Origin of the sequence: Faecalibacterium sp. Marseille-Q4896, from assembly GCF_017377615.1 — a bacterium.
Lineage (GTDB): Bacteria > Bacillota > Clostridia > Oscillospirales > Ruminococcaceae > Faecalibacterium > Faecalibacterium taiwanense.
This window is the reverse complement of sequence record NZ_JAFREG010000003.1, coordinates 49,950-73,813: the sequence shown is the minus strand read 5'-3', so window position 1 is coordinate 73,813 and position 23,864 is coordinate 49,950. Positions and strand designations below refer to the sequence as shown.

24 protein-coding genes, 2 tRNA genes and 2 riboswitches are annotated in these 23,864 nt (G+C 52.6%); of the genes, 10 read left to right on the top strand and 16 right to left on the bottom strand.

Annotated features, from left to right (window positions below; all coding sequences use genetic code 11):
• Positions 1 to 205: 205 nt before the first annotated feature.
• Entirely contained in the window at positions 206 to 1,597 is a 1,392-nt protein-coding gene (locus J3348_RS06535) for a sodium:alanine symporter family protein (RefSeq protein ID WP_207698584.1), read from the bottom strand.
• A gap of 198 nt (positions 1,598 to 1,795) precedes the next feature.
• Positions 1,796 to 3,127, bottom strand: a complete 1,332-nt coding sequence (locus J3348_RS06530) for an MATE family efflux transporter (RefSeq protein WP_097775315.1) — start codon at positions 3,125 to 3,127, stop codon at positions 1,796 to 1,798.
• Between the two features lie 309 nt (positions 3,128 to 3,436).
• Here J3348_RS06530 and yfcE point away from each other — a divergent pair, with 309 nt between their 5' ends.
• Positions 3,437 to 3,982, top strand: a complete 546-nt coding sequence (gene yfcE / locus J3348_RS06525) for a phosphodiesterase (protein WP_207698583.1) — start codon at positions 3,437 to 3,439, stop codon at positions 3,980 to 3,982.
• Positions 3,982 to 4,818, top strand: coding sequence for a DNA glycosylase (locus tag J3348_RS06520; protein ID WP_207698721.1), 837 nt, complete (start codon positions 3,982 to 3,984; stop codon positions 4,816 to 4,818). Before yfcE ends, J3348_RS06520 begins: the two co-directional genes overlap by 1 nt.
• Before the next feature lie 92 nt (positions 4,819 to 4,910).
• On the opposite strand, the gene bilS is transcribed toward J3348_RS06520, so the two are convergent.
• The 3 genes from bilS to J3348_RS06505 form a co-directional block, all read right to left on the bottom strand.
• Positions 4,911 to 5,402 carry a flavodoxin family protein BilS gene (bilS, locus tag J3348_RS06515; protein ID WP_005945663.1) on the bottom strand — a complete coding sequence of 164 codons (492 nt, stop codon included), beginning with the start codon at positions 5,400 to 5,402 and terminating at the stop codon, positions 4,911 to 4,913.
• A gap of 63 nt (positions 5,403 to 5,465) precedes the next feature.
• Positions 5,466 to 5,541, bottom strand: a tRNA-Ala gene (locus tag J3348_RS06510).
• A 141-nt stretch (positions 5,542 to 5,682) separates the two neighbouring features.
• Positions 5,683 to 6,312 carry an energy-coupled thiamine transporter ThiT gene (locus tag J3348_RS06505; protein WP_097775318.1) on the bottom strand — a complete coding sequence of 210 codons (630 nt, stop codon included), beginning with the start codon at positions 6,310 to 6,312 and terminating at the stop codon, positions 5,683 to 5,685.
• Between the two features lie 82 nt (positions 6,313 to 6,394).
• Positions 6,395 to 6,494: riboswitch (TPP riboswitch) on the bottom strand.
• A 110-nt stretch (positions 6,495 to 6,604) separates the two neighbouring features.
• Here J3348_RS06505 and J3348_RS06500 point away from each other — a divergent pair.
• Entirely contained in the window at positions 6,605 to 6,853 is a 249-nt protein-coding gene (locus tag J3348_RS06500; RefSeq protein ID WP_005945675.1) for a sporulation transcriptional regulator SpoIIID, read from the top strand.
• 50 nt (positions 6,854 to 6,903) lie between these two features.
• Here J3348_RS06500 and sigG read toward each other — a convergent pair whose 3' ends face one another.
• From sigG to J3348_RS06485, 3 genes are all read right to left on the bottom strand, one after another.
• Complete coding sequence (gene sigG / locus J3348_RS06495) at positions 6,904 to 7,671, bottom strand: RNA polymerase sporulation sigma factor SigG (protein ID WP_154255663.1); 768 nt, start codon at positions 7,669 to 7,671, stop codon at positions 6,904 to 6,906.
• A 556-nt stretch (positions 7,672 to 8,227) separates the two neighbouring features.
• Positions 8,228 to 8,932: a sigma-70 family RNA polymerase sigma factor gene (locus tag J3348_RS06490; RefSeq protein ID WP_118526123.1), complete on the bottom strand. Its 705-nt coding sequence runs from the start codon at positions 8,930 to 8,932 to the stop codon at positions 8,228 to 8,230.
• Positions 8,933 to 8,980: 48 nt separating this feature from the next.
• On the bottom strand, positions 8,981 to 9,820 hold the full coding sequence (locus J3348_RS06485) for a sigma-E processing peptidase SpoIIGA (RefSeq protein ID WP_207698582.1): 840 nt from the start codon (positions 9,818 to 9,820) through the stop codon (positions 8,981 to 8,983).
• A 248-nt stretch (positions 9,821 to 10,068) separates the two neighbouring features.
• Here J3348_RS06485 and J3348_RS06480 point away from each other — a divergent pair, with 248 nt between their 5' ends.
• Both J3348_RS06480 and J3348_RS06475 read left to right on the top strand, forming a co-directional pair.
• Complete coding sequence (locus J3348_RS06480; protein WP_207698581.1) at positions 10,069 to 10,488, top strand: hypothetical protein; 420 nt, start codon at positions 10,069 to 10,071, stop codon at positions 10,486 to 10,488.
• A 414-nt stretch (positions 10,489 to 10,902) separates the two neighbouring features.
• Positions 10,903 to 10,978: transfer RNA gene (locus J3348_RS06475), tRNA-Ala, on the top strand.
• Between the two features lie 179 nt (positions 10,979 to 11,157).
• On the opposite strand, the gene J3348_RS06470 is transcribed toward J3348_RS06475, so the two are convergent.
• From J3348_RS06470 to J3348_RS06435, 8 genes are all read right to left on the bottom strand, one after another.
• A complete protein-coding gene (locus J3348_RS06470) occupies positions 11,158 to 12,756 on the bottom strand; it encodes a recombinase family protein (protein WP_097792688.1) in 1,599 nt (532 codons plus the stop codon).
• A 138-nt stretch (positions 12,757 to 12,894) separates the two neighbouring features.
• On the bottom strand, positions 12,895 to 13,080 hold the full coding sequence (locus tag J3348_RS06465; RefSeq protein WP_015565653.1) for a hypothetical protein: 186 nt from the start codon (positions 13,078 to 13,080) through the stop codon (positions 12,895 to 12,897).
• Between the two features lie 107 nt (positions 13,081 to 13,187).
• Positions 13,188 to 14,006, bottom strand: coding sequence for a DUF6551 family protein (locus tag J3348_RS06460; RefSeq protein ID WP_112145130.1), 819 nt, complete (start codon positions 14,004 to 14,006; stop codon positions 13,188 to 13,190).
• A complete protein-coding gene (locus J3348_RS06455) occupies positions 13,997 to 14,674 on the bottom strand; it encodes a type II toxin-antitoxin system PemK/MazF family toxin (RefSeq protein ID WP_117529634.1) in 678 nt (225 codons plus the stop codon). Before J3348_RS06455 ends, J3348_RS06460 begins: the two co-directional genes overlap by 10 nt.
• A gap of 134 nt (positions 14,675 to 14,808) precedes the next feature.
• A complete protein-coding gene (locus J3348_RS06450) occupies positions 14,809 to 15,036 on the bottom strand; it encodes a hypothetical protein (RefSeq protein WP_015565651.1) in 228 nt (75 codons plus the stop codon).
• A 446-nt stretch (positions 15,037 to 15,482) separates the two neighbouring features.
• Positions 15,483 to 15,971: a sigma-70 family RNA polymerase sigma factor gene (locus J3348_RS06445; protein WP_117529633.1), complete on the bottom strand. Its 489-nt coding sequence runs from the start codon at positions 15,969 to 15,971 to the stop codon at positions 15,483 to 15,485.
• Between the two features lie 519 nt (positions 15,972 to 16,490).
• Positions 16,491 to 17,816 (bottom strand): BTAD domain-containing putative transcriptional regulator, encoded by a 1,326-nt coding sequence (locus tag J3348_RS06440; protein WP_207698580.1) that lies wholly within the window; start codon positions 17,814 to 17,816, stop codon positions 16,491 to 16,493.
• A gap of 207 nt (positions 17,817 to 18,023) precedes the next feature.
• Positions 18,024 to 18,115, bottom strand: a riboswitch (cyclic di-GMP riboswitch).
• Between the two features lie 12 nt (positions 18,116 to 18,127).
• Positions 18,128 to 18,439 (bottom strand): helix-turn-helix transcriptional regulator, encoded by a 312-nt coding sequence (locus J3348_RS06435; RefSeq protein WP_117529631.1) that lies wholly within the window; start codon positions 18,437 to 18,439, stop codon positions 18,128 to 18,130.
• A gap of 359 nt (positions 18,440 to 18,798) precedes the next feature.
• Here J3348_RS06435 and J3348_RS06430 point away from each other — a divergent pair, with 359 nt between their 5' ends.
• The 5 genes from J3348_RS06430 to J3348_RS06410 all read left to right on the top strand — a co-directional run bounded on the left by J3348_RS06430 (position 18,799) and on the right by J3348_RS06410 (position 23,858).
• A complete protein-coding gene (locus tag J3348_RS06430) occupies positions 18,799 to 19,935 on the top strand; it encodes a site-specific integrase (RefSeq protein WP_181969038.1) in 1,137 nt (378 codons plus the stop codon).
• A 209-nt stretch (positions 19,936 to 20,144) separates the two neighbouring features.
• A complete protein-coding gene (locus tag J3348_RS06425) occupies positions 20,145 to 20,720 on the top strand; it encodes an FHA domain-containing protein (protein ID WP_015565647.1) in 576 nt (191 codons plus the stop codon).
• Between the two features lie 22 nt (positions 20,721 to 20,742).
• Positions 20,743 to 21,993 carry a DUF975 family protein gene (locus J3348_RS06420; protein WP_207698579.1) on the top strand — a complete coding sequence of 417 codons (1,251 nt, stop codon included), beginning with the start codon at positions 20,743 to 20,745 and terminating at the stop codon, positions 21,991 to 21,993.
• A 10-nt stretch (positions 21,994 to 22,003) separates the two neighbouring features.
• Positions 22,004 to 22,846: a DUF4234 domain-containing protein gene (locus J3348_RS06415; RefSeq protein WP_117529628.1), complete on the top strand. Its 843-nt coding sequence runs from the start codon at positions 22,004 to 22,006 to the stop codon at positions 22,844 to 22,846.
• Positions 22,836 to 23,858 (top strand): tetratricopeptide repeat protein, encoded by a 1,023-nt coding sequence (locus J3348_RS06410; RefSeq protein ID WP_117529627.1) that lies wholly within the window; start codon positions 22,836 to 22,838, stop codon positions 23,856 to 23,858. Before J3348_RS06415 ends, J3348_RS06410 begins: the two co-directional genes overlap by 11 nt.
• Positions 23,859 to 23,864: the final 6 nt, after the last annotated feature.

Below are 23,864 nucleotides of genomic sequence, written 5' to 3'. Positions count from 1 at the left end.
GTAACATGAACTGTCCGGGTTGAAAAGAGCCGGACGCGGGCAGAATAAGGGGATTGAAAAAATGCGGTAGCAGCCTGCGCGGGGAAATTGCGAAAAATCAAAGACCCGGAACCTTTTGGAGCCGTTTTGGCCCTGAAAAAGTTCCGGGTTTCGTACAATGTTTTTGGAGAGCTGTCTTGCAACAGCCTCTTTTTGTTGTGGGCAATCAGCCCTCCGATGCAAAAAATTCTTTGGTCAGCCTGACCACTGTGCCGGAAAGCAGCAGCAACGCGAGCAGGTTCGGAATGCTCATCAGGCCGTTGAAGGTATCGGCGATGCTCCACAGCAGGCCCAGATCCATCGTTGCGCCCAGAATGGACACAAAGGAGTAGACCAGAAAGAAGGGCTTTGCCACCTTATCGCTGCGGCACAGGAACACCAGGAACCGGGAACCATACAGGCCCCAGCCGATGATGGTGGAAAAAGCAAAGCAGCACAGGGCCACGGCGGTAAAGATGGAAGCCCAGCCGCCGTAGGTGGTGGTAAAGCCGCTGATGGTCAGCTCTGCACCGGCGGCGGTGCCGTAGTTCACGGTGGTGCCGCTGCACAGAATGACCATGGCAGTCAGGGTGCAGATGACGATGGTATCGGCAAACACTTCAAAGATGCCGAACATGCCCTGCTTGACCGGCTTTTTGGTGTCGGCGCAGGCGTGGGCAATGGAACCGGTGCCAAGGCCGGCCTCGTTGGAGAAAATGCCGCGGGACACACCCTTCTGCATACTGACGAACAGGCTGCCGATGGTGCCGCCGGTGAACGCTGCCGGGTTGAACGCACCCGCAATGATGGACTCGAACACATAGGGCAGGCGCTCAAAGTTCAGCACCATAACGCCCACGGACAGCACGATGTAGAACAGAGCCATAAAGGGCACCAGCTTTTCGCTCACGCTGCCAATGCGCTTGATGCCGCCCAGCAGCACCATGGCCACCAGCATGGCCACTGCGATGCCAACCACGAGGTTCAGGGTAGAAAGCGCACCGCCGCCCACCACGCCGTACTCCAGCAGAGCGGTATCGATAGCGGCAACGATGGTATTTACCTGTGTGGCATTGCCGGTGCCAAACACGGTCAGCACGCCAAACAGGGAATACAGCACAGCAAGAAACTGCCAATGCTTGCTCAGGCCGTTTTTAATGTAGTACATGGGGCCGCCTACCCATTCGCCAGTCTCGCTGCGCTCACGGTAGTGCACCGCCAGCGTGACCTCGGCAAACTTGGTGCACATGCCAAGCAGGGCAGAACACCACATCCAGAACACGGCACCCGGTCCGCCAATGGCGATTGCGCCTGCCACACCGGCAATGTTGCCGGTGCCCACGGTGCCGGCCAGCGCGGTGCACACCGCCTGAAAGGGGGTCATGGCGCCATCGGAAGCGTCTTTTTTGTGGAACATGCGTCCGATGGTAGTCTTGATGGCGTAGGGAAATTTGCGGATCTGCAAAAAGCCCGTGCGAACGCTCAGGAGCAGGCCTACGCCGATGATGCACACCATGGCGGGCACGCCCCAGATGAATTGGTTGACCGCCTGATTGACGGCCGTGATCGTCTCGATCATATTTTTCCCACATCCTCTGTTAAATTGCGCTTTTCCAGCCGAAATGCCGGAAAACAAACACCTTATTTTACCGCAGTTTTTGCGTACTGTCAAATAAAATGCACAAAAAAGAGGGCGGATTTTTGGCAAACTCTCCCTCAACTGCTTGAAACTATTTTATTTTACTTGTCCTTCGCCGTCCAGCGCTTTCAAGAAGGCTCAGCACTTTCCAACTGCCTTGCGGTACACCGGGTAAGCCACGATGGCGGACAGCACTTCGGTGATCCAGAATGCATGCCACACGCCGTTGGCACCAAGGAAATGGCACAGCACAGCGGCCAGCGGCATGATGAATACGATGTAGCGGCACAGCGAGATGACCAGCGATTCTGCGCCCTTGCCAAGGCCTTCCAGTGCACCGGAAGAGGTGGTGGATACGGCAGAAACCACAAAGCCCAGACAGATGATGCGCAGGGCAGTCTGGCCGATGGCGACGGTTTCGGGGTTGGAAGTGAACAGCTGCATCAGCGGGCGGGAAGCGAACAGGCAGATGACCGTGCCCGCAGCCATGATGGCAGCACTCATGATGAGGGTGAGTTCGTAGAGCTTTTTCACGCGGGCGTGCTGTTTGGCACCGTAATTGTAGCCAATGAGCGGGCGCATACCCTGCACGATGCCATTGGCGGGCAGATACAGGAAGGTCTGCAGCTTGTAGTAAATGCCCAGCACCACCACGTAGCTCTGGGAAAAGCCCGCCAGCAGGCCGTTCAGGAAGGTAACCAGCAGAGAGGGCAGGGCCAGATTGAGGATGGCCGGCACGCCGATGGCATACAGTTTGCCGTCCAGTGCAGCATCCGGGCGCAGGCAGCTGCGGCGCAGTCGGATAGGCAGCTCAGTACGGACGTAAACGAAAAGGTAAACGCACAGGCTCAGCAGCTGGCCGATGCCGGTGGCAAGGGCCGCACCCGCAATGCCCATGGCAGGCACCGGGCCAAGGCCGAAGATCAGGATGGGGTCCAGAAGGATATTGCACACACAGCCAAAGATCAGCGCCGCCATAGTCACCTTCATGCGGCCCACGGCCTGAAACATCTTTTCAAAGGCCAGTGCCGCCATGTTGATGGTGGCAAACAGGAATACGATGGTGGAGTAGGTGATGCCGGATGCGATCAGGCCTGCGTCGCTGGTGAACCGGCGCAAAAAGCCCGGCATGATGACAATGCTGACAATGGTGATGAGAATGCCGTGCATCAGGCTCAGCGCCATACCGTGGGTGGCGGCAGTCTCGGCCTTTTTGTGGTCGCCCGCGCCAAGGTACAGTGCGATCATGGCATTGATGCCGATACCGAAGCCGATGGCGATGGCGTTGGCAAAATTCTGGATCGGGAACACCAGCGACAACGCAGTCATGGCGTCTTCGCTGATGCGGGCCACGAACAGGCTGTCCACGATGTTGTACAGACTGTTCACCAGCATGGAAATAACATTGGGCAGCGCCATGGATACCAACAGCGGCAGCACCGGTTTTTCTTTCATAAAGGTCTCGTTCATAGTGTTTGCATTGCTCCTGTAGAGAAAAGGAATGAATTACTGCAGCCGCGGAATCGTCAGGGCGAGACTGCTCGAAGATAAAAGCAGACGCAAAAAAGCCACACAATGGCTTTTTTGAAGTCATTGTGTGGCGAAAAGTAGCATACTGCTGTAAAAATCCACACGAATTTTATTAACTGTAGGATAACACGGCTTCCGGCAGATGTCAAGAGGTCAAACAGATAAAGTATGACTTTTATAGACTTGACCATTTTTCACCGGGAGGCTAAAATAAAAATAGATACTTTATAAAATAAGGAGAATCCTGCCATGAAATGGATGATCGCATCCGACCTGCACGGGTCGGCGTTTTATTGCAAAAAAATGATCAAAGCGTTTGAGCGGGAGAGAGCAGACCGGCTGCTTTTGCTGGGGGATCTTTTGTATCACGGCCCCCGCAACGACCTGCCGGAGGGCTATGCCCCGAAGGAGGTCATCCCGCTCCTGAACGGGCTGAAGCCGGCGCTTTTGTGCGTGCGGGGCAACTGTGACGCTGAGGTGGATCAGATGGTGCTGGATTTTCCCATTCTGGCCGACTATGCGGTGCTGCCGGTGGGCAGGCGGCTCGTTTACGCTACCCACGGTCATGTGCACAACCTGAAAAACCTGCCACCGCTGGTTCCGGGGGATGTCCTGCTGCATGGCCACACCCACATTCCGGCGTGGACAGAGTTCGGCGAAGGCAATCTCTACCTGAACCCCGGTTCTGTGAGCATCCCGAAGGAGGGGAGTGCACATAGCTATATGACACTGGAAGGGGAGACTTTCCTTTGGAAAACGCTGGAAGGCGAAGTGTACCGGGAGCTGGAGCTGTGATGGGGGCAATGGAGCTGGAAGAGAAAACGGTTCAGATCCGGGATGATTTCGACCCGGACAAAATTCTGGAAAGCGGCCAGTGCTTTCGCCCCCGGAAGCAGGCGGAGGGCTGGTATCGGTTTGTTTCCGGGAGACAGCTGCTTTACCTCAGACCACTGCGCAGCGGAACCTACACGGTGCGGTGTGAGCCGGGCACATGGGAAACCTTCTGGCACGGTTACTTCGACCTTGGCCGCAGCTATGCCGCCCTGCGCGGAAAGCTGGACAGCCGGGACGACTTTCTGCAGCGTGCCATGGAATATGGCCGGGGCATCCGGGTGCTGCGTCAGGATGAGTGGGAGATGCTGGTCAGCTTCATCATCTCGCAGCGAAAGAGCATCCCGGCTATCCGCAGGGCGGTAGAGCTGCTTTCGGAGCGGTTTGGCGAGCGGCTGGGCAGCGATAGCGAAGGGCCGGTGTATGCGTTCCCGACGGCAGAAGCGCTCTGCTGTGCCGGGGAGCAGGCGCTGCAGGAGTGCGGTCTTGGCTACCGCACCCGCTACGTGCTGCATGCGGCGCAGCAGGCGGCAGAGGGCACACTGGACCTGAAGAAGCTGGCTTCCCTGCCCGATGAAGCACTTTTTGCCCGTTTGATGGAACTGGACGGTGTGGGCAAAAAGGTGGCAAACTGCGTGTGTCTGTTCGGCTATGGCCGTGTGGGCCGTGTGCCGGTGGATGTCTGGATCGAACGGCTCATCCGGGACGAGTTTGCCGGGCAGGACCCGTTCCCGCAGTTCGGGCTGGAAGCAGGCATCGTGCAGCAGTACCTGTTCTTTTATAAAAGAAGCGTGGGATAAGAACCGCGGAGCCGCAGGCAGGAGCGTAGGACCATCCGCTAAGCAAAAAAGGCAACGGCTTCCTCTGTTTGAGGAAAACCGCTGCCTTTTGATCATTTTACTGCCTGCTTTAACCGTTCCAGATCTTCTGCATCCGGGTGAGAAAGGGCGTTGTCAAAATTCTCGATCAGTGCATCCAGATTGGGCAGATGGATCGGCTGCTTTTTCATGCCCTCATACCGCTGGCGTACCGAAAGCGGCATCTTGCCCTGACACATATAACGGCCGAAGACCGTGTTGCTCCTGTCCAGTGAACGCTCCACCTTTTTCAGGATCTTGTTGAAATACTCCTCACTGCCGCCAAAGCCGGCGGTGCCAAAAAGGAAGATATTTTTGCCGTGCAGCTGCTTCAAAAAGTCCAAAGTGCTTTCGTCAGCGTTTCCCTTGTCTGTCCAGAAGCCCACATAGAGGTCGTCTGCTTCCATGGCAGCAGGGTCCGGGGTGCCAAAATAGCAGCAGTTTTCCTGTGGCAGACAGGCGTGCAGCGTGTCTGCCAATAATTTTGTGTTGCCTGTTTTACTGCTGAATACGATCGCGTAGCTCATAGTTTCTCCTTTGGTCGGTAACAACAAAAAACACCACACGTTTCCGTGCGGTGCTTTTCCTTCTGGTGGAGAATACCGGGATCGAACCGGTGACCTCTTGCATGCCATGCAAGCGCTCTCCCAGCTGAGCTAATCCCCCAGATGTTTGTGCCGTGCCTGACGACAGGAGTAATTATACCAGCGCTTTGCCGGATTGTCAACAGCTTTTTTGGGATTTTCTGCAAAAAAATTCCCGCCGGGGAAATGCCCTTCCCGGCGGGAAAAATGACTGCGAAAAAACTTACGCTCTTGCGTTCTGCGGGTCGAAGATCTGCGGTGCGACACGGATCAGGATCACCACAAGGACCGTGGTCAGAATGGCTTCGGGCAGCATGTAGGTGGCGTTGTACACGGCACTGTACAGCCAGCACAGACCGTCCACGCTCATGTTGGAGATGCCGGGAAAGCCGATTTCGGTCATCCAGCTGAAAGCGTAGTCGTAGTCCTTCCAGACGATGTAACCGGACAGAAAGCTGCACAAAAAGCGCAGCAGGCACACCACAAAGGCGCTGACACCGACACCCACGGTGCGGCTGCGGAAAGGCTTTGCGATCAGGCAGGCAAAGCCCAGAACCGTGAAGGCCAGAAGGTAGTCCAGCAGCACGCAGCCCACCTGTGCCGTGAGGGTCTGGCAGTATGCCAGATTGCCAAGGCCCTGCACAAGCTGGATCAGGCTGTTGACGAAAGCGGTCATGATGCCCCACTTTGCGCCGTGGCGGTAGCTCATTACCAGAATGGGCACCATGCTGAACAGGGTGATGGAACCGCCGTGGGGCATGAGCGGGATCTGGATCATGCTCAAAACGGTGGACAGGGCGATCATCAGCGCACCCTCCACCAGAATGCGGGTTTTGGAATAGGTTTTGGTCATAGGGATTCCTCTTCTCAGAACAATAGTACACAAAAACAAAATGCGCCCGCTTTCCAGCAGGCGCACGGGGTTTGTGAAAGAACGGACAGTTCTGCAAACTCCCACGCCGGCATTGTCCGGTCAGGTAAAAGGGTACTCCGCAAAACGCGGATCTCAGCCTTTCGGCACCCCTGTTTTTATGTCCATGCAAAAGTATAGCGCGTCCGGCGCAAAAGTCAAGCCCCGGCGGAACATATCTGCCCCGGCCTGTGCATAGGCTGTACCATAAGTTCACAATGGGAGGAGTCTGGATATGAAGGGAGACCCCGAACAGAGGGCGGTACAGCTGGGCGAATATATCGCGGCCAACCGGGCCACAGTGCGTGCGGCGGCAGCGGTGTTCGGGTGCAGCAAGTCCACCGTGCACAAGGATGTTGCGGTGCGGCTGCGGACGCTGCAGCCGGAGCTGTTCCGGCAGGTGCGGGCGGTTCTGGCCTGCAATAAGGCAGAGCGGCATCTGCGCGGCGGTGCGGCCACCCGGCGCAAATACAGCCGCAGATAAAAGACGGCACACTTCCGAACAAAACGGAAGCTGTGCCGCCTTTTTTAGGTTCAGTCCCGGGTGCGGAACTGGCTCAGTGCGCCTTTTTCCAACCGGCTGACCTGTGCCTGACTGATGCCGATCTCCTGTGCCACCTCCATCTGGGTCTTGCCCTGCAGGTAGCGCAGCTCCATGATCCGCTTTTCCCGCGGGGTCAGCCCGGCCACGGTCTGCCGGAACTGCAGCCCGCTGATCCAGCTGTCCTCGCCGTCCGGGTCCCGCACCTGATCGATCACATACATCGCATCGCCGCCATCGGTGTACACCGGCTCTTCCAGACTGATCGGCTCCACCACCGATTCCAGCGCCGCCGTCACTTCCCGGCGGGTGAGCCCGGCGCTCTGGGCAATCTCGTCCATGGTCGGCTCGCGGCCAAGCTGCTTTTCCAGCGCTTCGCGGCTCTGCATGGCCCGGTAGGCGGTATCCCGCAGGCTGCGGCTCACCCGCAGGGCATTGTTGTCCCGCAGAAAACGCCGGATCTCGCCAATGATCATGGGCACGCCGTAGGTGGAGAAGCGCACCGGCTGGGCGGGGTCAAAATGATCGATGGCCTTGATCAGGCCGATGCACCCCACCTGAAACAGGTCGTCCAGATTTTCGCCGCGCTGGGCGAACCGCTGCACCACGCTGAGCACCAGCCGCAGGTTGCCTTCCACCATTTGTTCCCGGGCTGCTGCATCACCGGCGTGGGCGCGGGCCAGCAGCTCCCGTTTTTCGGCTTCGGTCAGCACAGGCAGCTTTGCAGTGTTCATGCCGCACAGCTCCACTTTGTTGTACATCCAAACGCCCCCGGTCTGTTTTGATCTTCACCGGGAGTATGGGATGCGCAGCGGCATTGTATGCGTGGAAAAAACTGTGCGCTTTCCCGTTTGGCAGGAAAGCGCGGCAAAATATTGTTTTTTGTGCGGATCTATGATATGCTGTATTTGCGGCGGCAACGCCGCCATCAGGCGCTGTGCCCACAAACGCAGGCGGCTAGTCCTTACCGGTACTTGGGTGCCGGCTAAAGACGATTTTTTCTTGAAGATCTCGTTCTCCCCGGATGTCCAAGGGCGGAAAGGGGGGATGCACCATGACGTTCGAACAGGTCGTGCTTCTGCTCACGCTTCTCGGCGGAGCAATCTACGTTACGTTTGAAATTACATGGACTGTTTCTCACAGTGATGACAAAAAGAAAAAATGACCGCCTCGAGTCCCAATCCGAGCGGTCATCTTTTCTTGACTAATCCGGTAAGGAACTAGCCGTTTGCAGGGCCAGCGCCTTTTGTAGCTTTATTATACGCGAATCAGCGTGGATTGTCAAGCCCAGCGGGCGGCAGTCCGCGTTTTTTCACCTCACTCGTTTTCCAATTGTACTTTTAAGGTGTGGATGATCCGTTTTTCCAGCCGGGAAATGTAGCTTTGGCTGATGCCCAGTGCGTCGGCGGCCTCCTTCTGGGTGCGCTCAATGCCGTCCGCCAGACCAAAGCGCAGCTCCATGATCTGCCGTTCCCGCGGGGACAGGCTGTCCACGGCCCGGCGAAGAACGGCGCGCTCCGCATCTTGTTCCAGCCGCTGGCTGATCTGGTTCTCATCACTGCCCAGAATATCAGAAAGCAGCAGCTCGTTGCCGTCGCCATCCACGTTCAGCGGTTCGTCGATGCTGGCTTCCTGACGGCGGTTGGAGCTTTTGCGTAAGTACATCAGAATTTCATTGCCGATGCAGCGGCTGGCGTAGGTGGCCAGCTTGATGCTGCGCTCCGGCGTGAAGGTGTTCACCGCCTTGATCAGCCCGATGGTGCCAATGCTGATCATGTCCTCGGCAGGCACACCGCTGCTTTCGTACTTTTTGGCAAGGTACACCACCAGCCGCAGGTTGTGGGTGATCAGGTCGTCCCGGGCAGCGGCATCGCCTGCAGCCATACGAGCCAGCAGGACCTTTTCCTGTTCCGGGGTCAGGGGCGGGGGCAGGCTGGGCGCGCCCGCCAGAAAATGTGCGCCGCCGCAATAGCCCAGCCGTGCAAGGAGCCAACGCCAGAACCGGTGCAGAACATGAAACATGAATACCCCTCCTGTACATCTATAAGTATCGATCGCATCAAACGCTTCTCAGCGGATGCCCAGCTGTACGGCCAGTTCGCTGCCCAGCAGAGCTGTCCATGGCTGCTGTGTTTCCGGGCGGCAGAATGCGGCCAGAATGCCCGCTGCACTGCCTTTGCTGGTGCGCAGGGCCTTGGCCGGAACGGCAGGCAGCACGCAGTGCCCGGCAATGGTGGTGCAGGGCACCAGCCGCACCCGCAGCTCCGGCGGCGGTGCCGTGCCGCAGGCAAAATAACGGTCCAGAAATGTGCGCAGCTCCTGCGGCAGGGCACTGCGCACGGCGGGATAATAGACCAGAACCACTGCCTGCCCGGTCAGCGGGTCCTGCACTGAGAAGCCGGTGTCGCAGAAAGCCTGTACGGAGAGGGCTGCACCTTCCAGCTCCAGCACGGCGGCAAAGCAGCGGGTGCCTGCACGGCCAAAACAGAACAGTACACCGCGCAGCACGGCAAGCACTGCACCGCAGCATAGCAGCAGCCGGCCCGGAGACAGCGGCAGATAGACGCAGAGATTTGCGCTTTGCACTCCGGGCAGCAGCACGGCTCCGCACAGCAGCAGGTTCAGCAGCAGATACCACATACACAGCTGCACAAAATTGCGCAGGCCCGGCACACCGTAAGCCGCAGCTACAGCAGCACAGCAGGTGAACACCTTATAAAGGAAAGCTGCAGGGCCGGGCAGCTCCGGCAGCAGAATGCCCAGCGAAGCTGCTGCCGCTGCCGCACTGCCCGCCATCAGCCGCAGGCCGCTGCACTGCCGCGCACACAAAAGCCCTGCGCCCAAAAGCAGTGCTGCTGCGGCCAGAAAGTTCGTCAGCAGCAGTTCGTCCAGATAGATCACGGTTTTCATACACGATCCCTTTCAAATTCCAGTATCTTCCAATTCTGCAAAAAACCATGTCGCTGTGTGCAAAAAAGCGGCTTCTGTAAGAATTTTGAGACCGGATTTTCACAGTCTATCACATTTTTCACATTTTTTTCAAAAAAGTACTTGAACATTTCTGGAAAGTGTGGTATATTATTGCCATCCTAGTAAGGGACGTAAGCCAAACAAATGGCTTGCAAATATCTTTCTAAATTTGAAGGGAGAAATTCATTATGATGATGCCTGCAAACTTCTCTGCTGTTGCAGAAAACGAGATGACCTACGTTGTTGGTGGTAGCCTGGTTGATGTCCTGGCTCCTGCTATGACCACTGCTAACTGGCAGAACGTTTCCGCTAACGTGATCAAGATCGTTGGCAACGCTTTCCTGGCTAAGCACACCACCAATCTGCTGGGCGAGCTGTTCGATGGCAACTATGTTCCCGGCGATGTGATCGGCTACTCTATTAAGAATCTGGATAAGGCTTACAACAAGGGCTACGGCACCTTCGAGAACAACGCTTGGGGCCTTGCTGTTGGCGCTCTGAACGCTGGCATGCAGATCCTGGGCGGCCTGTCTGCTATCTACACCCTGGGCAGCAGCTCCATTGGTCTGGAAGTCAAGGGCAATAGCCAGGCAGACAAGCTGCTGTAAGCCTAGCCTGTTCTGAATGAGCTGGAGGGCTTGATTTGACATAGCGTTTGCTGTGTCAGATAAAAAGAGCTAAAGACCCCGCACAAGACAAGCAATTGTTTTGTGCGGGGTTTTTGTTTGCATAAAAACTTAGCAGGCTGTGGGAAAACGGCGCAGGGATGGAATGAGAATAACCCGTTCAAAAACAATTTCCCGATGGCAGACAAACTGCTGCAGAATTTTTCAAAAAACAGTTGACAACTCCCGGATGTGCTGATATAATAAATCACGTCGTCAGGCACGGCACGAACATCTGGGGGATTAGCTCAGCTGGGAGCCCGGTTGGTATCAAAACACACCCCCAGTCAGATAGTCCTGCGACAATCAATTCCCAACAAAAAACTCCATCCAAGAGGTTCGCTTCTTGGATTTTATGGGGGATTAGCTCAGCTGGGAGAGCGCTTGCATGGCATGCAAGAGGTCACCGGTTCGATCCCGGTATTCTCCACCAAAAAAGCACTGTACTTCGTTTGAAGTATGGTGCTTTTCTTTTTGATTTCTTGGAGGCTACGGAAAAAATCAGTCAAAAGTCTGATTTTGCAGGCGCATGGACGGCAACCCCCAATTCTTGCTGTTTCGTTGTTTTTGAAAATACTTGTTCGATGCCCGACTGTTTTGCAGGCGGACGTATCACTCCCCCTCGATGTACGGAGTAAGGTCGAAGTTGAACGAGATGTTGATCTGGTATCCGCGATATACGTCTACCCTGCGGATGAGCTGGTTGACGATCATCTTCTTCGCTTCAAAATTTGCACTGTCGTACAGGTCAGCATAAGAAATCAGTTCATCATACAGCCGCGACACTTTATCCATCAGCTCAGCCGTTTTCTCCAGTTCTTCACTGGCCGCTTCGCAAAGGTTTTCCAGCTCCGTGAGTTTCTCTTCCTGCGCTGTAATCATTTCGGCAAGGGTTTCTCTCGGTAACACGCTTTCACCTTTGATGCAAGCTAAAACCTCGGTTTTCAGTGCCAACAGGTCTTTTTCTGCCTTGTTCCGCTGTGTCTGAAGGTCTTGCAGATGATTCTTGCGTTCCGCATTCTCTTTTTCATAGCGTTTTGTAACGATCTGCTCTTTGGGGATACCCCTCATCTTGGAGAAAATCTGGCGGACAGCTTTATCAATGATCTCATCCAGAATGTGGACGGTATATCCCGTCTGCCCGGTGCAGTTGGTCTGCTTGCGGAGCTTTCCGTAACAGGTATAGCGAATACGCAGCGTATCGTCTAACGAACCATCTGCCATTTTTCGCCATTTACGGCTGCTGGTCAGTTCCAGCTTTGCACCGCAGTGTCCGCAGTAAGCGTTGCCGGCAAGCAGCGACTTCCCATGGATGTTCAAAGGAAGGCGATTTTCGGCTTCCGCAGTTGAGCGCACAGAGCGTTCATTCCGAATGCGCTGTGCGTTTTCAAACTGTTCCTGCGGGACAATCTGCAAATCCGGCATCAATTCTGACCGTGCATCCCCACAACGGAGAACGCCGGTGTAGGTCAGGTTTTGTACCATCCCCCGAATACTGGATGGGTGCCAGCACTTTCCAGACCTTGCGCGATAGCCAGAATTGTTCAGATAGGTAGCAATGTGCTGCGGGCCGTAGCCCTCATACACATACTTGTCAAAGACAATCCGCACTACGGCAGCTTCCTGTTCGTTGATGTGCAGTTCGTACAGTTCATGCTTGCGCTTGTTGATACGCCCACTCCGTACAAGGTCATAGCCATAAGGCGCATTTCCGCCCTTGAAGTGACCTTCTTCTACAAGCTGGCGCAGACTGGTGCGGGTACGGACGGAAGTCTTTTCGCTTTCTCCGTCCGCCTGCCAGAATCGGATGTAGTTCAGCAGTTTGTCAGTGTGGTTGTCGAAACGCTGCTCACCCTCTTGGGTACTCCATACCCGGATGCCGTTCCGTACAAACCATTCCACAACAAAGGGAGTTTCATCTGCGATACGACCGATACGGTCGAACATGAACACCAGCAGGATGTCAAACTTGCCCCTCCGGGCATAGTCCTTGATGATTTGCAGCTTGTCGCGGGCGGCGGCCCGGACTTTGTGGCCGGACACGCCTTCTTCCTGTTCTTCATGGACGATGACCCAGCCCTTCGATTCAGCGAACTTATGGCAAGCCTTTCGCTGCATGGGCAGGTCAGCTTCATGGTTGGAAGTGAAATCCACCTGCTTATCGGTGGAAACGCGGTACAAGCAGCAGACGCGGTTGTTGTTTTCTGTCATTGTAAATTCCTCACTTTCATAACAAAAGTGGGGACAGGCTTTATTTCGTTGTCAAAGAACGTCCGGCAATGGTTCGGCTTGTAGCACCGCCCGTTACCGCACTCAGTATAGCGTTTGGTTTTGCATTCGTCCATGATGTCAACCTACCTTCTTCGTATAGCTGGTGGCAAGCAGGATGTTCCGAATGCGCTCAAATGCTTCCGGGTTGGGTTCTTTGGAAAAACTGAAAACAACAGGATAGCCATTGATTACATGATATTGCCGGTCGGCATCACGGTCAGCCGCAGGAAGGTTCTCTGCGACCTGTGAAAATTTATCGATCATAAGATTGTAACTCCTATTATGAATAAATGCTGTTGTCTTAATATGTAACAATGGGCATCTGCGTTGTGCGGATGCCCATTGTCTTTAAGGAGAGATTCCTGTAAATGTCAGAACTTCATCGGCAGGGCATCCTTACGGGATTTGCCGTTGTACGCCGCATAGATGGGGAAAACGTATTTCTTCCATCCGGGCAGCTTTGCCGGGTTGTCCATCCCGGTGCGGTAGATTTCCATGGGATGGACGCTGCGCAGGGCACGGATCAGCCGTTCCTCGTTGAACTCACCGTGATACACTTCCACGAAGTACATCACACCCTTCAGGACTGCGGCACGGAAGGAATCGGGTTTGCCCTCCCATGCGTCCACAATCAGCCGCAGAGCCTCGCAGTAGATTTTCTCGCCCATCTGGTTGTACAGCTTGAGTGCAGTGCCTACGCAGCTGATGCGGTAGTCGCTCAACTGCAAGCTGTCATAGTTGAAGTCCAGACCCACCCGGTTGGTGGCTGCGAGGAATGCCATGGAAAGAGCATCCTCGCCCACGACCTTGGCACGGAGCTTGATGCCCGCCGTCAGCGGTGCAGCGTGACCGTTTTGCTCTGCGAAGAACAGGGCTTCCTGCTGCATCGTCAGACCCGTATACACCTTGCAGAGAATCGGGAGGTCTTTGCCACCGTTGCGCAGGATACGCGCTTCAATGGTGTGCTGACCGTCCGTTACATAATACCGGCCATTGCGAAAGCTGACCTTCGGCTCATTCGCCGTATATTCATTGAAGTCTCTTGCAATCAGCTCAACGCGCTTACGCTGGATGCCCCGCTGATAAAGCTCGCGCGGGTAGATTAGCTTGCTGCTGTGAATGACCACCATCTGATAAGGAGTGGCCACATTGAAAGATGCGGAAAAGTTGTTGGTGTTGCTCAGTCGCATTGCATTTCCTCCCGGATTCTCCAGATGTATTTTTCGGCTTCTGCTAAAATCTCACTGACCTGCTGCTTACGCTTCGGGATGGTGAGCAGGCTGGGATTAAAGGTAAAGCTGTATTCGAGCCGCTGTATCATGGCATGAACAGCGGATTGCAGCTCGGTGTACAGCATCATTTCCTCCACGCTCCCTGCGTCCTCAAAGGACGATTTGATGGGTGTGTAGGGATAGATGGGTGGCTTTCCATCCACTACTTCCGGCGGCGCATACGCTGCCGTGGAGCGGATGATGGGCTTGAGCTTCCGAATGCTGCCCAGTGGGTTCAAGGCAAGACTGTTCTTCAAGGCATAATCGAGCCGCTGCATATCTTCCGGGGCGAGATGCCCTAAGTATTTCAAAATGCGGCTTTTGTCGATGGTGAAGATCTGTTCTGCCAGAGCCATAGAGGACATAGACAGCCCTTCGTTTTCCAACAAGCAGTGTGTCGGCTGAGTTACTTTCTTTTCCGTATTGCTTGTCAGAGGGACAACGATGAGGGTCGGTGCGTAGGTATTGCCCACATCATTCTGAATGATGACCGCAGGGCGGTCGCCGTGCTGTTCCGAGCCGGTACTTGTGTTTCCGAATTGGACGTAGTAAATGTCTCCGCGCCGGAACTTCCAGTTTTGCTGCAAATGTTTACCTCCATGTTTTGTTATGTACAAAGCCCGCTGCTTTTTCTTGGCAGCGGGCTTCGTTCAATTTATGGTGGCATTCATTTTAATGGGGTGTGTTATCACCTCCCCGGTGACAAAGTGCAGTGCCGGACTTACCGGTGCATAACAACATAGTCATGCCCACGGTTGGTCTGGCAGACCGTGCAGGTGTCCATGCTCTTGTCAGGGCTGGGCACGAGCGCAATTTTGAAAGCCTTAGCTTCCACGAAGTGCCGGAGGCAGGTCGCGCAGAGGGTTCGGATGGATTTGACCATTTCCGGGGTCAGCTCCATTTCCTCGTAGATCTCCTGCTCCCGCACGGTAGGATTCAATTCAACCATAGAGATGTCCTCCTATGTCGGGTAGTTGTTTTGCGGATAGATATGGATAAGTAAAAGTAACAGGAGTTGTCGGAGACCGAAAACGGCATCCGACCGCTCCTGCTTTATTGCAAACCAACGTGTTATTCGTTGGGGAATCGTGTTGGGATTGCAGATCACTGCTCTGCCGATTTGGCAGTGCGATGAAAATATGAATAAAGTTCTCTCATATTCGCCCTCGGCTCCCTGAGAGTGGGGAATCATCTGGCGGCGGGCTTGTACCGCTCCATTGGCATCTCAGCCACCCCGCCTAACGCTGACCGGGCTGCGTTGAACAGAAGTATCATTATCTTGAAGTACCAGATGATTGAACTATTCAGCTTTCAAGGTCCGTGAGTGTGGACATATCACCAGCGGCGAGAGCCGTCTGGTGAATTGTCCCCTCACTTACGAGCCATCGAGAAGCCTCAATCTACACCTAAAAATCCAAACTTCTTCAAAAATTTAGTAATTTTCAAGATTCGCTTGCTAATATTTTGCTGTGCAATGCCATAAACTTTAGATAATTCTACGGTACTATATTCGTCGCGGAAATACAGCGTGATAAGCCGAAGTTCTTCATCGGAGAGTTTTTCTAACCCTTCTTGCAAACGCTTGTCTTTGATTTCGCCTACCCATGCAAACCGAGTCCGGGTCTCGTGGTAAGTATCGGTTACAGTAATTGCCTTTTCATACTGCTTAAAGTCAGAAGATTTCCTTCCCGTGTTGTCATCACCATCGTCAACGATTGCCAGTGTGTTTGCAACGTAGGAACGCTCACTATTGAGAACGCCCAAATCAAAATCATACATGGCTTGGATTGCATCTTCACTCATTCCCGCCTGTTGGTACTGCACACGCAGCCGTTCCCACTTTTTGTTCAGTTTTCGACGTTCGTTGCCGTTATTAAATTCCATTGTTGACCTCCAAATTTTCGATAATTCGTAAAAAATTGAAAATTTGGAGATTCTAGGGATACTTTGCGGCCAGTTCCAGCCACGAAAAGAGGGCAAAAAGAAACATGAAGTGTCCTTTCCGCTGGATGCGGAGGATGAGGACACCTCACTGCTGGACAGGGCACTGGCTTTTCTTTGGGCGCAAAAAAAGAGACGCATTAAAGAAAAGGGTACAGACACTGTTTTCCATCCGTAGATGGAAAGCAATATGAGTATCCTCAGCCTTTAATGCATCTCAGGCTTTCGATATATTTTTCTTCGTTACAGGTCAAAAGCGGTTTATCCGGCTAAAAAAGGACAAAAAATAAAGCCTTCGCAGCCAGACAACAAGGCTTTGCCTTGCTATCATAGCACACGAGGGTCTTACAGAAGTCACATGACGGTCTTATGAAAGTCACATGGGGCGATTTTTGAAAAAATCGGGTCACGCAGAAGTCGCATGAAGGTCACATGAAAGTCATATAGCGAAACTACGTTGTTTTATCGTTCGAGCGAAATGAGCAGTTTCTGATACTCATCTTCGGGCAGTTTCTGCTTTGCAGCCGCAAGCTCGCCCGCTGCCATCTCGTCCATGTGCTGCTTCTGGTACGAGCGAATAAGCCAATAGTAGGCTTTTGTGTTTTCCGGCGCGATGGTCAGGGCCAGTGCAGCATCCCGATGAAGCAGATCGTATGCGTGGAAGTCCATCAATTGCTTCAGCAGTTCATTAACTGTACTCATAAATGCGAGGTGGTATCGGTTTGCGTAGTGAACCAGCCAATGTTCGCCATTGGCAGCAGAAAGAAGTTTGCCCTGATACAATGATGCCGCTTTTTCGAGCAATCTCACCTTATTTATAGCAGAAGTGGCTTTTGCGGCTGCAATGCACAACTCATCGAACCGCTGAAAATCGGTCGTGATATGGAGGTCGGGGTTGAATTGGTAGCCAGACGGCGTGGAGAGAATCAGCTGCTCATCCGAGATAATGCTGAATGCTTGCCGCAGCCGGTAAACGAGCTGTTTGACCTTTTTTCCGGGTTCGTCCTTATCCTCCAGTTCTTCTGGCCAGATTTCCTGTACGATTTCCAACGATGAAAGGGCTTTCTTATTGGAAAGCAGCATAAAGGTCAGCAGACGGCTGATTTTAGGAGATTTCAGGTCAGACTCCGGCAGGACACCGTGGGAAGTGTGGATTTTCAATTCTCCGAACAAGCTGATGAAGACATCATGGCTGCTCTTGATATTTTCTGGCGAGAATGCCATGCTCAGACTGTCAGCCATTCGCTTATCGTTGTATGCCGCCAGTAACACATAGGCCAGAAGTTTAAGCATACTGGTCTGATGGGTGTACCGCTGAGGGTTGCGCACGGCAATCAGGGCGATTTGCCGTGGTTCCAGTGGAATCGCAAGGACGGACTTAATACCTAAGCGCTCATACAACCGGTATTCGTCCGGGTAGGTGTCCTTGACATCTTCTGCATCAGAAACGACCATCGGGGTTCCTCTGCGCACTGCCTTTACCCAGCGGTCGAGAAATTCAGACGATTCAAACTCATTTGTAAGGATAGTGGTTTTATCTTCTTGGCATTCATTGTGCCACCAGAGCGGCTTCCACAGCCCCAAATCCAGATCAACCTGAATTAGACCGCACCAGTCGGCATCATAGAATTTACAGGCCGCTTCCATGACCCGCAGAGCAACTTCCTTCGGCGGCAGATGGCGATAGTATAACTGTGTCTCCAGCTCATTCATTGTGTTCTCAAAATCAAGCGCACACTGAACGTTCTCCGTGTCAAGTTCTTCGCTCACCGAATCAGATTGCCGCATAACAGACACCTCCTGAATAAAAAGCAGCATCCGGGCATTCTTCCGCTTAATACGGTGAATCCCGGATGCTGCTATGTAAAGCTATCTCTCCACCGCATAAGCTGAAGAATGCCCCATCATTTTGCTTTTAAATAACAAAAACCGCCTGTGAGTTGAAATCTTCACAGACGGTTCTAACATGGTAGAGGGATAAAATTATCCCATTCAAAAAGCAACCAGCTGCCATGACCTCGTATATGAGATTTTAGACTCATTTGGCTTTGTTGCCCTATCTTTCGGTAGGTTTACCAAGTATTAAGTTCTTTGATAATTTACTTTTTTACGATTGTTTTTATAAAAGCCGTAAGTGCATTGATCTGCTCGGCATCGAACTGTTTTAGCTGGTCAACAAGTGCATTCATTCCATTGGAGGTTTCCTCGCCGAAATTAAAAAATTCTTGTGGAGTAATGTTGAAATATTCGCAGATGTAAAAGAAATTTGCCATCGTCGGAAAGGCAGTACCACTTTCGATTGCACGAATATAGCCGGGATTCTGCCCGATTGAGAGGCTCATGTCTCTTGCAGACACACCCTTCTGTGTGCGCAGCTCAGTAAGCCTCTTAGAAAACTGTTCTTCGTACATGGCCACCACCATCCTTCTCAACTCTATTGTAGTCGAGAGCATAGCTGAAACCGAATGATTAAATCTATTATTTTTAATTGATATAATCAACTACCTGTGATAGACTAAAAGAAAATGGAAAAAATAAAAACCATGAATTTTTACATTCATGGTTTATGTTTCCTGTCGCAGAGTAGCCCACTCTGCGACAGGATGATTCAATTGAATTTTACCGCCGATTACACGGATGGTCAAGAGAAAGCAATCTGAAATTCTGAAAAAAAGAAAATAATGTCGTACTTACTCGACAATTTCAACAAATTCGATACAATCCGATTGTATGCTCCGTCAAATAAGCCGTCAACGAAAGGAAGGTTTTTGTGTCAAGAAAAGGATTGAACATTTATAAAAGGAAGGATGGCCGCTGGGAAGCACGCTACATAAAGTCGCGAAATGCGCTGGGAAAGCCCAAATATGGTTATCTGTATGCTTCCTCCTACCGCGAAGTGCGATGTGATCTACAGCACACGCTCCAGCTCCAAGGTAAACCATCCGGAAGCGAGGAAAGAACCAGAAACAGTACATTTGAACTTGTTTCCATGGAGTGGCTTGACGCCTTTTCCATTAACTTCAAGGAATCCACCTACATTCGTTATCGGACGCTAATCGAATGCTATCTCATGCCATCATTCCAGACAGTAAAAATCGAGAAGATCACAAAAGAAATGGTAAGGAAGCTTTGCAAACACCTTGAACTGCACGGAAAAAAGGATAAAACCGGTCTTTCTCCCAAGACAATCTCGGATGTGCTCTCTGTTCTGCGTCGCATTCTGAATTATGCAGGAACACTCGGTATATTCGTAGATTCGAAGGTTCTTGATATCAGGGTCAAGCAGACGCAAAAGTCGTTGCCCATTTTAAGCCTCCCAGAGCAGATGATTTTGCAGCAATATCTAGAGGAACATCCCGATGCTCTGAATCTGGGGATTCTTCTTTGTCTACTGACAGGAATACGTATCGGGGAGCTGTGTGCGTTGACGTGGGAAAAGATCTCGATTTCGGAAAGGAATATCTATATCTGTCAGACGATGCAACGTATCCAGAATCGGGTACCTGGGAGCAAAAAAACACATATCGAGATTGCATCTCCCAAAAGCAGCTCCGCTAATCGGAATATCCCAATCTCAAATTTGCTGTTCGGTTTTCTGGAGCGCTATTCCCTGAGTCACACCGGATTCTTTTTGAGCGGTTCTCCTTCGAAGTTTATCGAACCGCGGTGCATTCAGCGAAGATTCCACAAGATTTTGGATGCCTGTGGATTGGAAAAAAGGAATTTTCATGTTTTAAGGCACACTTTTGCCACACGCTGTGTGGAAGCAAAAATCGACATCAAAACTCTGAGTGAGATTTTAGGACACTCATCTGTTACCATCACAATGAATCGATATGTTCATCCTTCGTTGGAGCTGAAGCGGGAAACGATGGAACAGCTGGCAGATTTTATTTCCGTCAAATAAGCCGTCAATCCGAATTGCCAAACGAATTACCGTTGCTTTTTCGCCATTATCGCAGAGTGGGCTACTCTGCGACAGAAAATAATCCCAACAACTCACCTGTGCATTGTTGTACACCGTATAGATTCGGGTGTAAAGGGAACTTTTGATTCTACGGCAGAAATTCGTCTGCTGAGAATATAACAAACTTTTTACTTGAGGAGGACTTTATTATGAATTTGATGAAATGCCCCAACGGCCACCACTACGATGCTTCCCGGTTCAGCAGCTGCCCCTTCTGCGGCATGGAAGGTGTGAACGTTGGGCCGGATCAGACGACGGTTCCTTTGGACGTCCCGGTGTCTCAGCCGGGTCCCAGCGTAGCGACTGAACCTCTGAGCACTGCAATCCCCGATGACGATGACCGCACGCTCCCTGTAACTGCAGATATGTTGGACGGTGCTACAGAAAAGTCGGCACCAGTTGTTGGTTGGCTCGTCTGCACGGAAGGTGTGAATAAGGGAACCGACTATCGTCTGCATCAGGGCCGCAATTTTGTGGGTCGTTCTTCGGAGATGGATGTCTGCATCCTTGGCGACAACACGGTTTCCCGCAGCTCTCATGCGATTGTTGTGTATGATCCGCGTAGTAATGTGTATCTTGCGCAGCCGGGCAGCTCTAAAGAGCTGTTCTATGTGAACGATAAGCTTGTGCTCAACCCAATTGAGCTGAAGGCCATGGACCAGCTCAGCATCGGCGACACGAAACTGATGTTTGTTCCCTTGTGCAGCGAAAAATTCCACTGGTAAAACGAAATAAGGGGGAATCGTTGTGATAAATCGGGCTGGAAATAAAGAAAAGGCAAAACGTGTTCTGAATGAAAACGGAAATCTGTCCGGAATGGTCGGCATGGAGATTCTGTATCGGGTGATTGCGGCAATCACAAGTGTCCTGCTGGGTGCGATGATCGCAGGCGGCATTGGGGTCGTGTCGGCGGTTGTGTCGGCACCGTTCAAGCTGTTTGGTCTGGCGGGAATCATCATTGCCTATGTGCTGATTACTCCGATTGCAACGCTCGTCGGTGCTATCGCCGGTGGAGCAGTTGCCGGGCCGTTTGAAGTGGCACGATACCGGTACTATCTTTCTCTGCGGAAGAATGGAATCCGACCAAAAGTCACCTGCATCTTTGATGCATTTGATTTCTTTATGCAATTTGCCCTTGTTACAGGAGTGCGGATGCTGACGATCATGTGGATCCCGGTTCTGATCCAGTTTGCTACGCTGTTGCTGGCGGCTGTTGTTGCAGCGGCTTCTCGGAGTTATCTGGCGGCAATGCTGCTGGTGATGATCGGCATGATTGCAGCTCTCGTTGTTGCGGCCTACCGTTCATATCAGTTCTGGCCTATGGCTCTGGTGCAGGCAGATCATCCGCAGCTGAATGCAGAACAGGTTATGGAACGCTGCAAGGTAATGACGGAAGGTCATAAATTCGACCTGTTTGTCTTTGACCTCAGCTATCTCGGCTGGAATATTCTGAGTCTGCTTACCGGCGGTATTCTTTCTGTCCTGTATGTTGCACCGTACAAGATGATGGCAACTGCTTTTGTTTATGAAGAAATGAAGGGCCGCCCGGTCATGGTGGATGACATCAAACCGTCCACTGACGGCAACGGAATGACGATTGCTGTAGATCCGAAAAAATTGATGGGGATTGGCAGCACCGGTGGAAAGAAGCCGACTTCTCATATCCCGGCTGCTTCCAGAGCTGCGGGAGCAGCTCTGGAGGGGGTCGCCGGTATGTATGCGGGCTCGAGCTATCCGCTGGAGCCGAACCAGCCGGTCATTCTGGGCAGAGACCCTGCCTATGCGAAGATCGTTTTTTCTCAGGGTGCGCAGAAGATCAGCCGCCGCCACTGTGAGGTCATGTTCAACAGTCAGGTTCAGAAATATCGTGTTACCGATTTTTCCAGCAACGGCACCTACGTAAACGGAAGCCGCCTCCCTGCGAATTCTCCGGTGCTGCTGACCCGGGGAACGGAGCTTGCATTGGGCGATAACAACAATATCATCCGGCTGAGCTGAGTGATGCAGTATGCCTGAGAGACGCAGAAAAAGAACGAATCAGGATCGCGGAACAGATGAGGTGAAGCAGGATCGGAGCTTACTGTTGTATGTGCTGCTGTCTTTCGTGACGTTTTCGGTCTACCATTTTTATTTCATGGACTTGTGGGCGAAGGATGTCAACATTCTGTGCGAAAAGGATGGAAAACATACGGTGGGCGTCGAAAAAATGATGCTGTTCAGTGTCCTGACATTCGGCGTGTACAAATATGTGTGGCTTGCGGAGATCGTGGATCGCATTTGTGACAATGCGGCGGAATACGATGTGGAGGTCCGGCAGGACAGCGAAACCTTCTTTGTATGGATGATCCTGGTTCCGGTTCTTGGATATCTCGTCGCAATGTATCGAGCAATTCAGGATACGAACCGACTGGCTGAGGCATATGAGCGGAGCAGGCAAAAGCGCACGGAAGTGCACGACAACCCCAACACGAAACCTCCCCCGCCCTGTATGCGGGGGAGACTGTCTGGGTTGACCGGAAGTTTGGCGGGCAGAAGCTTTGAGCTGATACCCGGACGATCGGTGGAACTGGGTCGGAACCCAGCGGAGGTGTCGCTTATCGTAAGAGGCGAAAAAATCAGCCGGATTCACTGTACGGTTCAATATAATGGAAAGGATCTTGGGTTTAATGTTACCGACCATTCCCGGAACGGGGTATTCGTCAATGGGGTGCGTATTCCTTATAATGTGCCGACTTATGTGTCCGGGAAAAGTATTGTCGCACTGGCAGATGGTGCAAATAAGTTTCAGCTGATAGAAGCGGCGGACGAAGATGATAGGAGTCCGGCTTTAGGAGCAGACAATGAAGAGTAAAAAAATCATCGTTGCAGCACTGGTGGCAGTGGCTGCAATAGTACTGGCAGGATGCAGTCCGAGAAGCTCGATGGCAACATTATCCACCGATTCAGATTCGGAGACGGCAGAGGTCTTTTCGCTAGCCAAGGTCTTGAATCTTGGAACGAACTACTTGACCTCGCTGGATTATGATAACGCAATCTTGCAGTATATCGATATCATCCAGCACGACCCGACGAACAAGGAAGCCTATGCGGGCCTGTATGCCGCTTATGCAGCACAGGGAAAAGCCGATGAGGCAAACAAGGTCTTTGAACAGGCGCAGGAAGTGTTTGATGACGAGGCGGACTTTCTTCCAGGATTTCTGGATGATGCAAAGCTGGTCTTTGAAAGCGGTGGTGGAAACGTTCCCTTCCAGATGCTTTCGGAACACTTTTGGAATGACTTGAATTCGGTCTTTGCAAAAGACGTGGGCGAGGCGTGGATTGCGGCAGACCCGCAGAATGCCGACCCCTATGCCCTGCTGGGAGCACACTATGCGGCACTAGACGATGAAATCGGCATTGAGAAACTGCTCCAGAATGCGGAAACAAATGGCGTCGATTTCAACACCATCGATACCAAGATCAAAACGAACTCGGATGGAACCTGCACGCTGACGGTACAGATTAATGATTTCCTGAAGGATGAATCGGGGCAATCGGCATCTGTAAGTGTCAAGGTTGATGCGAAAGACAACGCTAAGACGGTCACCCAAAAGGTGGCCGAGAAAGCAGCGGACAGCGCAGCAAGCAAGGTCGTGGAAAAAAGCGGACTCACCGGCGAAGCGGCCGGCATCGCAAATTCGATGGCTCAGGAGGCTCTCCGAAAGGGCCTCGGCAGCGCGGGAAGCGGACAGGGAACCGAATCGTCCGGGACAGTGACGGCGCCTACCTATGACCCGTCGCAGGACAGCGGCGAAAGCGATGATTTTGACTGGTCGCAGATTCAATCGGAGTTTGATAGTCTGAAAGACGAATTTCCGTCTTAAAAGTCG

What these genes read in the sequence shown, in the direction of transcription:
- J3348_RS06535 (WP_207698584.1), bottom strand. Translation starts at nt 1,597, where the DNA reads ATGATCGAGACGATCACGGCCGTCAATCAGGCGGTCAACCAATTCATC.
- J3348_RS06530 (WP_097775315.1), bottom strand. Translation starts at nt 3,127, where the DNA reads ATGAACGAGACCTTTATGAAAGAAAAACCGGTGCTGCCGCTGTTGGTA.
- yfcE (WP_207698583.1), top strand. Translation starts at nt 3,437, where the DNA reads ATGAAATGGATGATCGCATCCGACCTGCACGGGTCGGCGTTTTATTGC.
- J3348_RS06520 (WP_207698721.1), top strand. Translation starts at nt 3,982, where the DNA reads ATGGGGGCAATGGAGCTGGAAGAGAAAACGGTTCAGATCCGGGATGAT.
- bilS (WP_005945663.1), bottom strand. Translation starts at nt 5,402, where the DNA reads ATGAGCTACGCGATCGTATTCAGCAGTAAAACAGGCAACACAAAATTA.
- J3348_RS06505 (WP_097775318.1), bottom strand. Translation starts at nt 6,312, where the DNA reads ATGACCAAAACCTATTCCAAAACCCGCATTCTGGTGGAGGGTGCGCTG.
- J3348_RS06500 (WP_005945675.1), top strand. Translation starts at nt 6,605, where the DNA reads ATGAAGGGAGACCCCGAACAGAGGGCGGTACAGCTGGGCGAATATATC.
- sigG (WP_154255663.1), bottom strand. Translation starts at nt 7,671, where the DNA reads ATGTACAACAAAGTGGAGCTGTGCGGCATGAACACTGCAAAGCTGCCT.
- J3348_RS06490 (WP_118526123.1), bottom strand. Translation starts at nt 8,932, where the DNA reads ATGTTTCATGTTCTGCACCGGTTCTGGCGTTGGCTCCTTGCACGGCTG.
- J3348_RS06485 (WP_207698582.1), bottom strand. Translation starts at nt 9,820, where the DNA reads ATGAAAACCGTGATCTATCTGGACGAACTGCTGCTGACGAACTTTCTG.
- J3348_RS06480 (WP_207698581.1), top strand. Translation starts at nt 10,069, where the DNA reads ATGATGATGCCTGCAAACTTCTCTGCTGTTGCAGAAAACGAGATGACC.
- J3348_RS06470 (WP_097792688.1), bottom strand. Translation starts at nt 12,756, where the DNA reads ATGACAGAAAACAACAACCGCGTCTGCTGCTTGTACCGCGTTTCCACC.
- J3348_RS06465 (WP_015565653.1), bottom strand. Translation starts at nt 13,080, where the DNA reads ATGATCGATAAATTTTCACAGGTCGCAGAGAACCTTCCTGCGGCTGAC.
- J3348_RS06460 (WP_112145130.1), bottom strand. Translation starts at nt 14,006, where the DNA reads ATGCGACTGAGCAACACCAACAACTTTTCCGCATCTTTCAATGTGGCC.
- J3348_RS06450 (WP_015565651.1), bottom strand. Translation starts at nt 15,036, where the DNA reads ATGGTTGAATTGAATCCTACCGTGCGGGAGCAGGAGATCTACGAGGAA.
- J3348_RS06445 (WP_117529633.1), bottom strand. Translation starts at nt 15,971, where the DNA reads ATGGAATTTAATAACGGCAACGAACGTCGAAAACTGAACAAAAAGTGG.
- J3348_RS06440 (WP_207698580.1), bottom strand. Translation starts at nt 17,816, where the DNA reads ATGCGGCAATCTGATTCGGTGAGCGAAGAACTTGACACGGAGAACGTT.
- J3348_RS06435 (WP_117529631.1), bottom strand. Translation starts at nt 18,439, where the DNA reads ATGTACGAAGAACAGTTTTCTAAGAGGCTTACTGAGCTGCGCACACAG.
- J3348_RS06425 (WP_015565647.1), top strand. Translation starts at nt 20,145, where the DNA reads ATGAATTTGATGAAATGCCCCAACGGCCACCACTACGATGCTTCCCGG.
- J3348_RS06415 (WP_117529628.1), top strand. Translation starts at nt 22,004, where the DNA reads ATGCCTGAGAGACGCAGAAAAAGAACGAATCAGGATCGCGGAACAGAT.
- J3348_RS06410 (WP_117529627.1), top strand. Translation starts at nt 22,836, where the DNA reads ATGAAGAGTAAAAAAATCATCGTTGCAGCACTGGTGGCAGTGGCTGCA.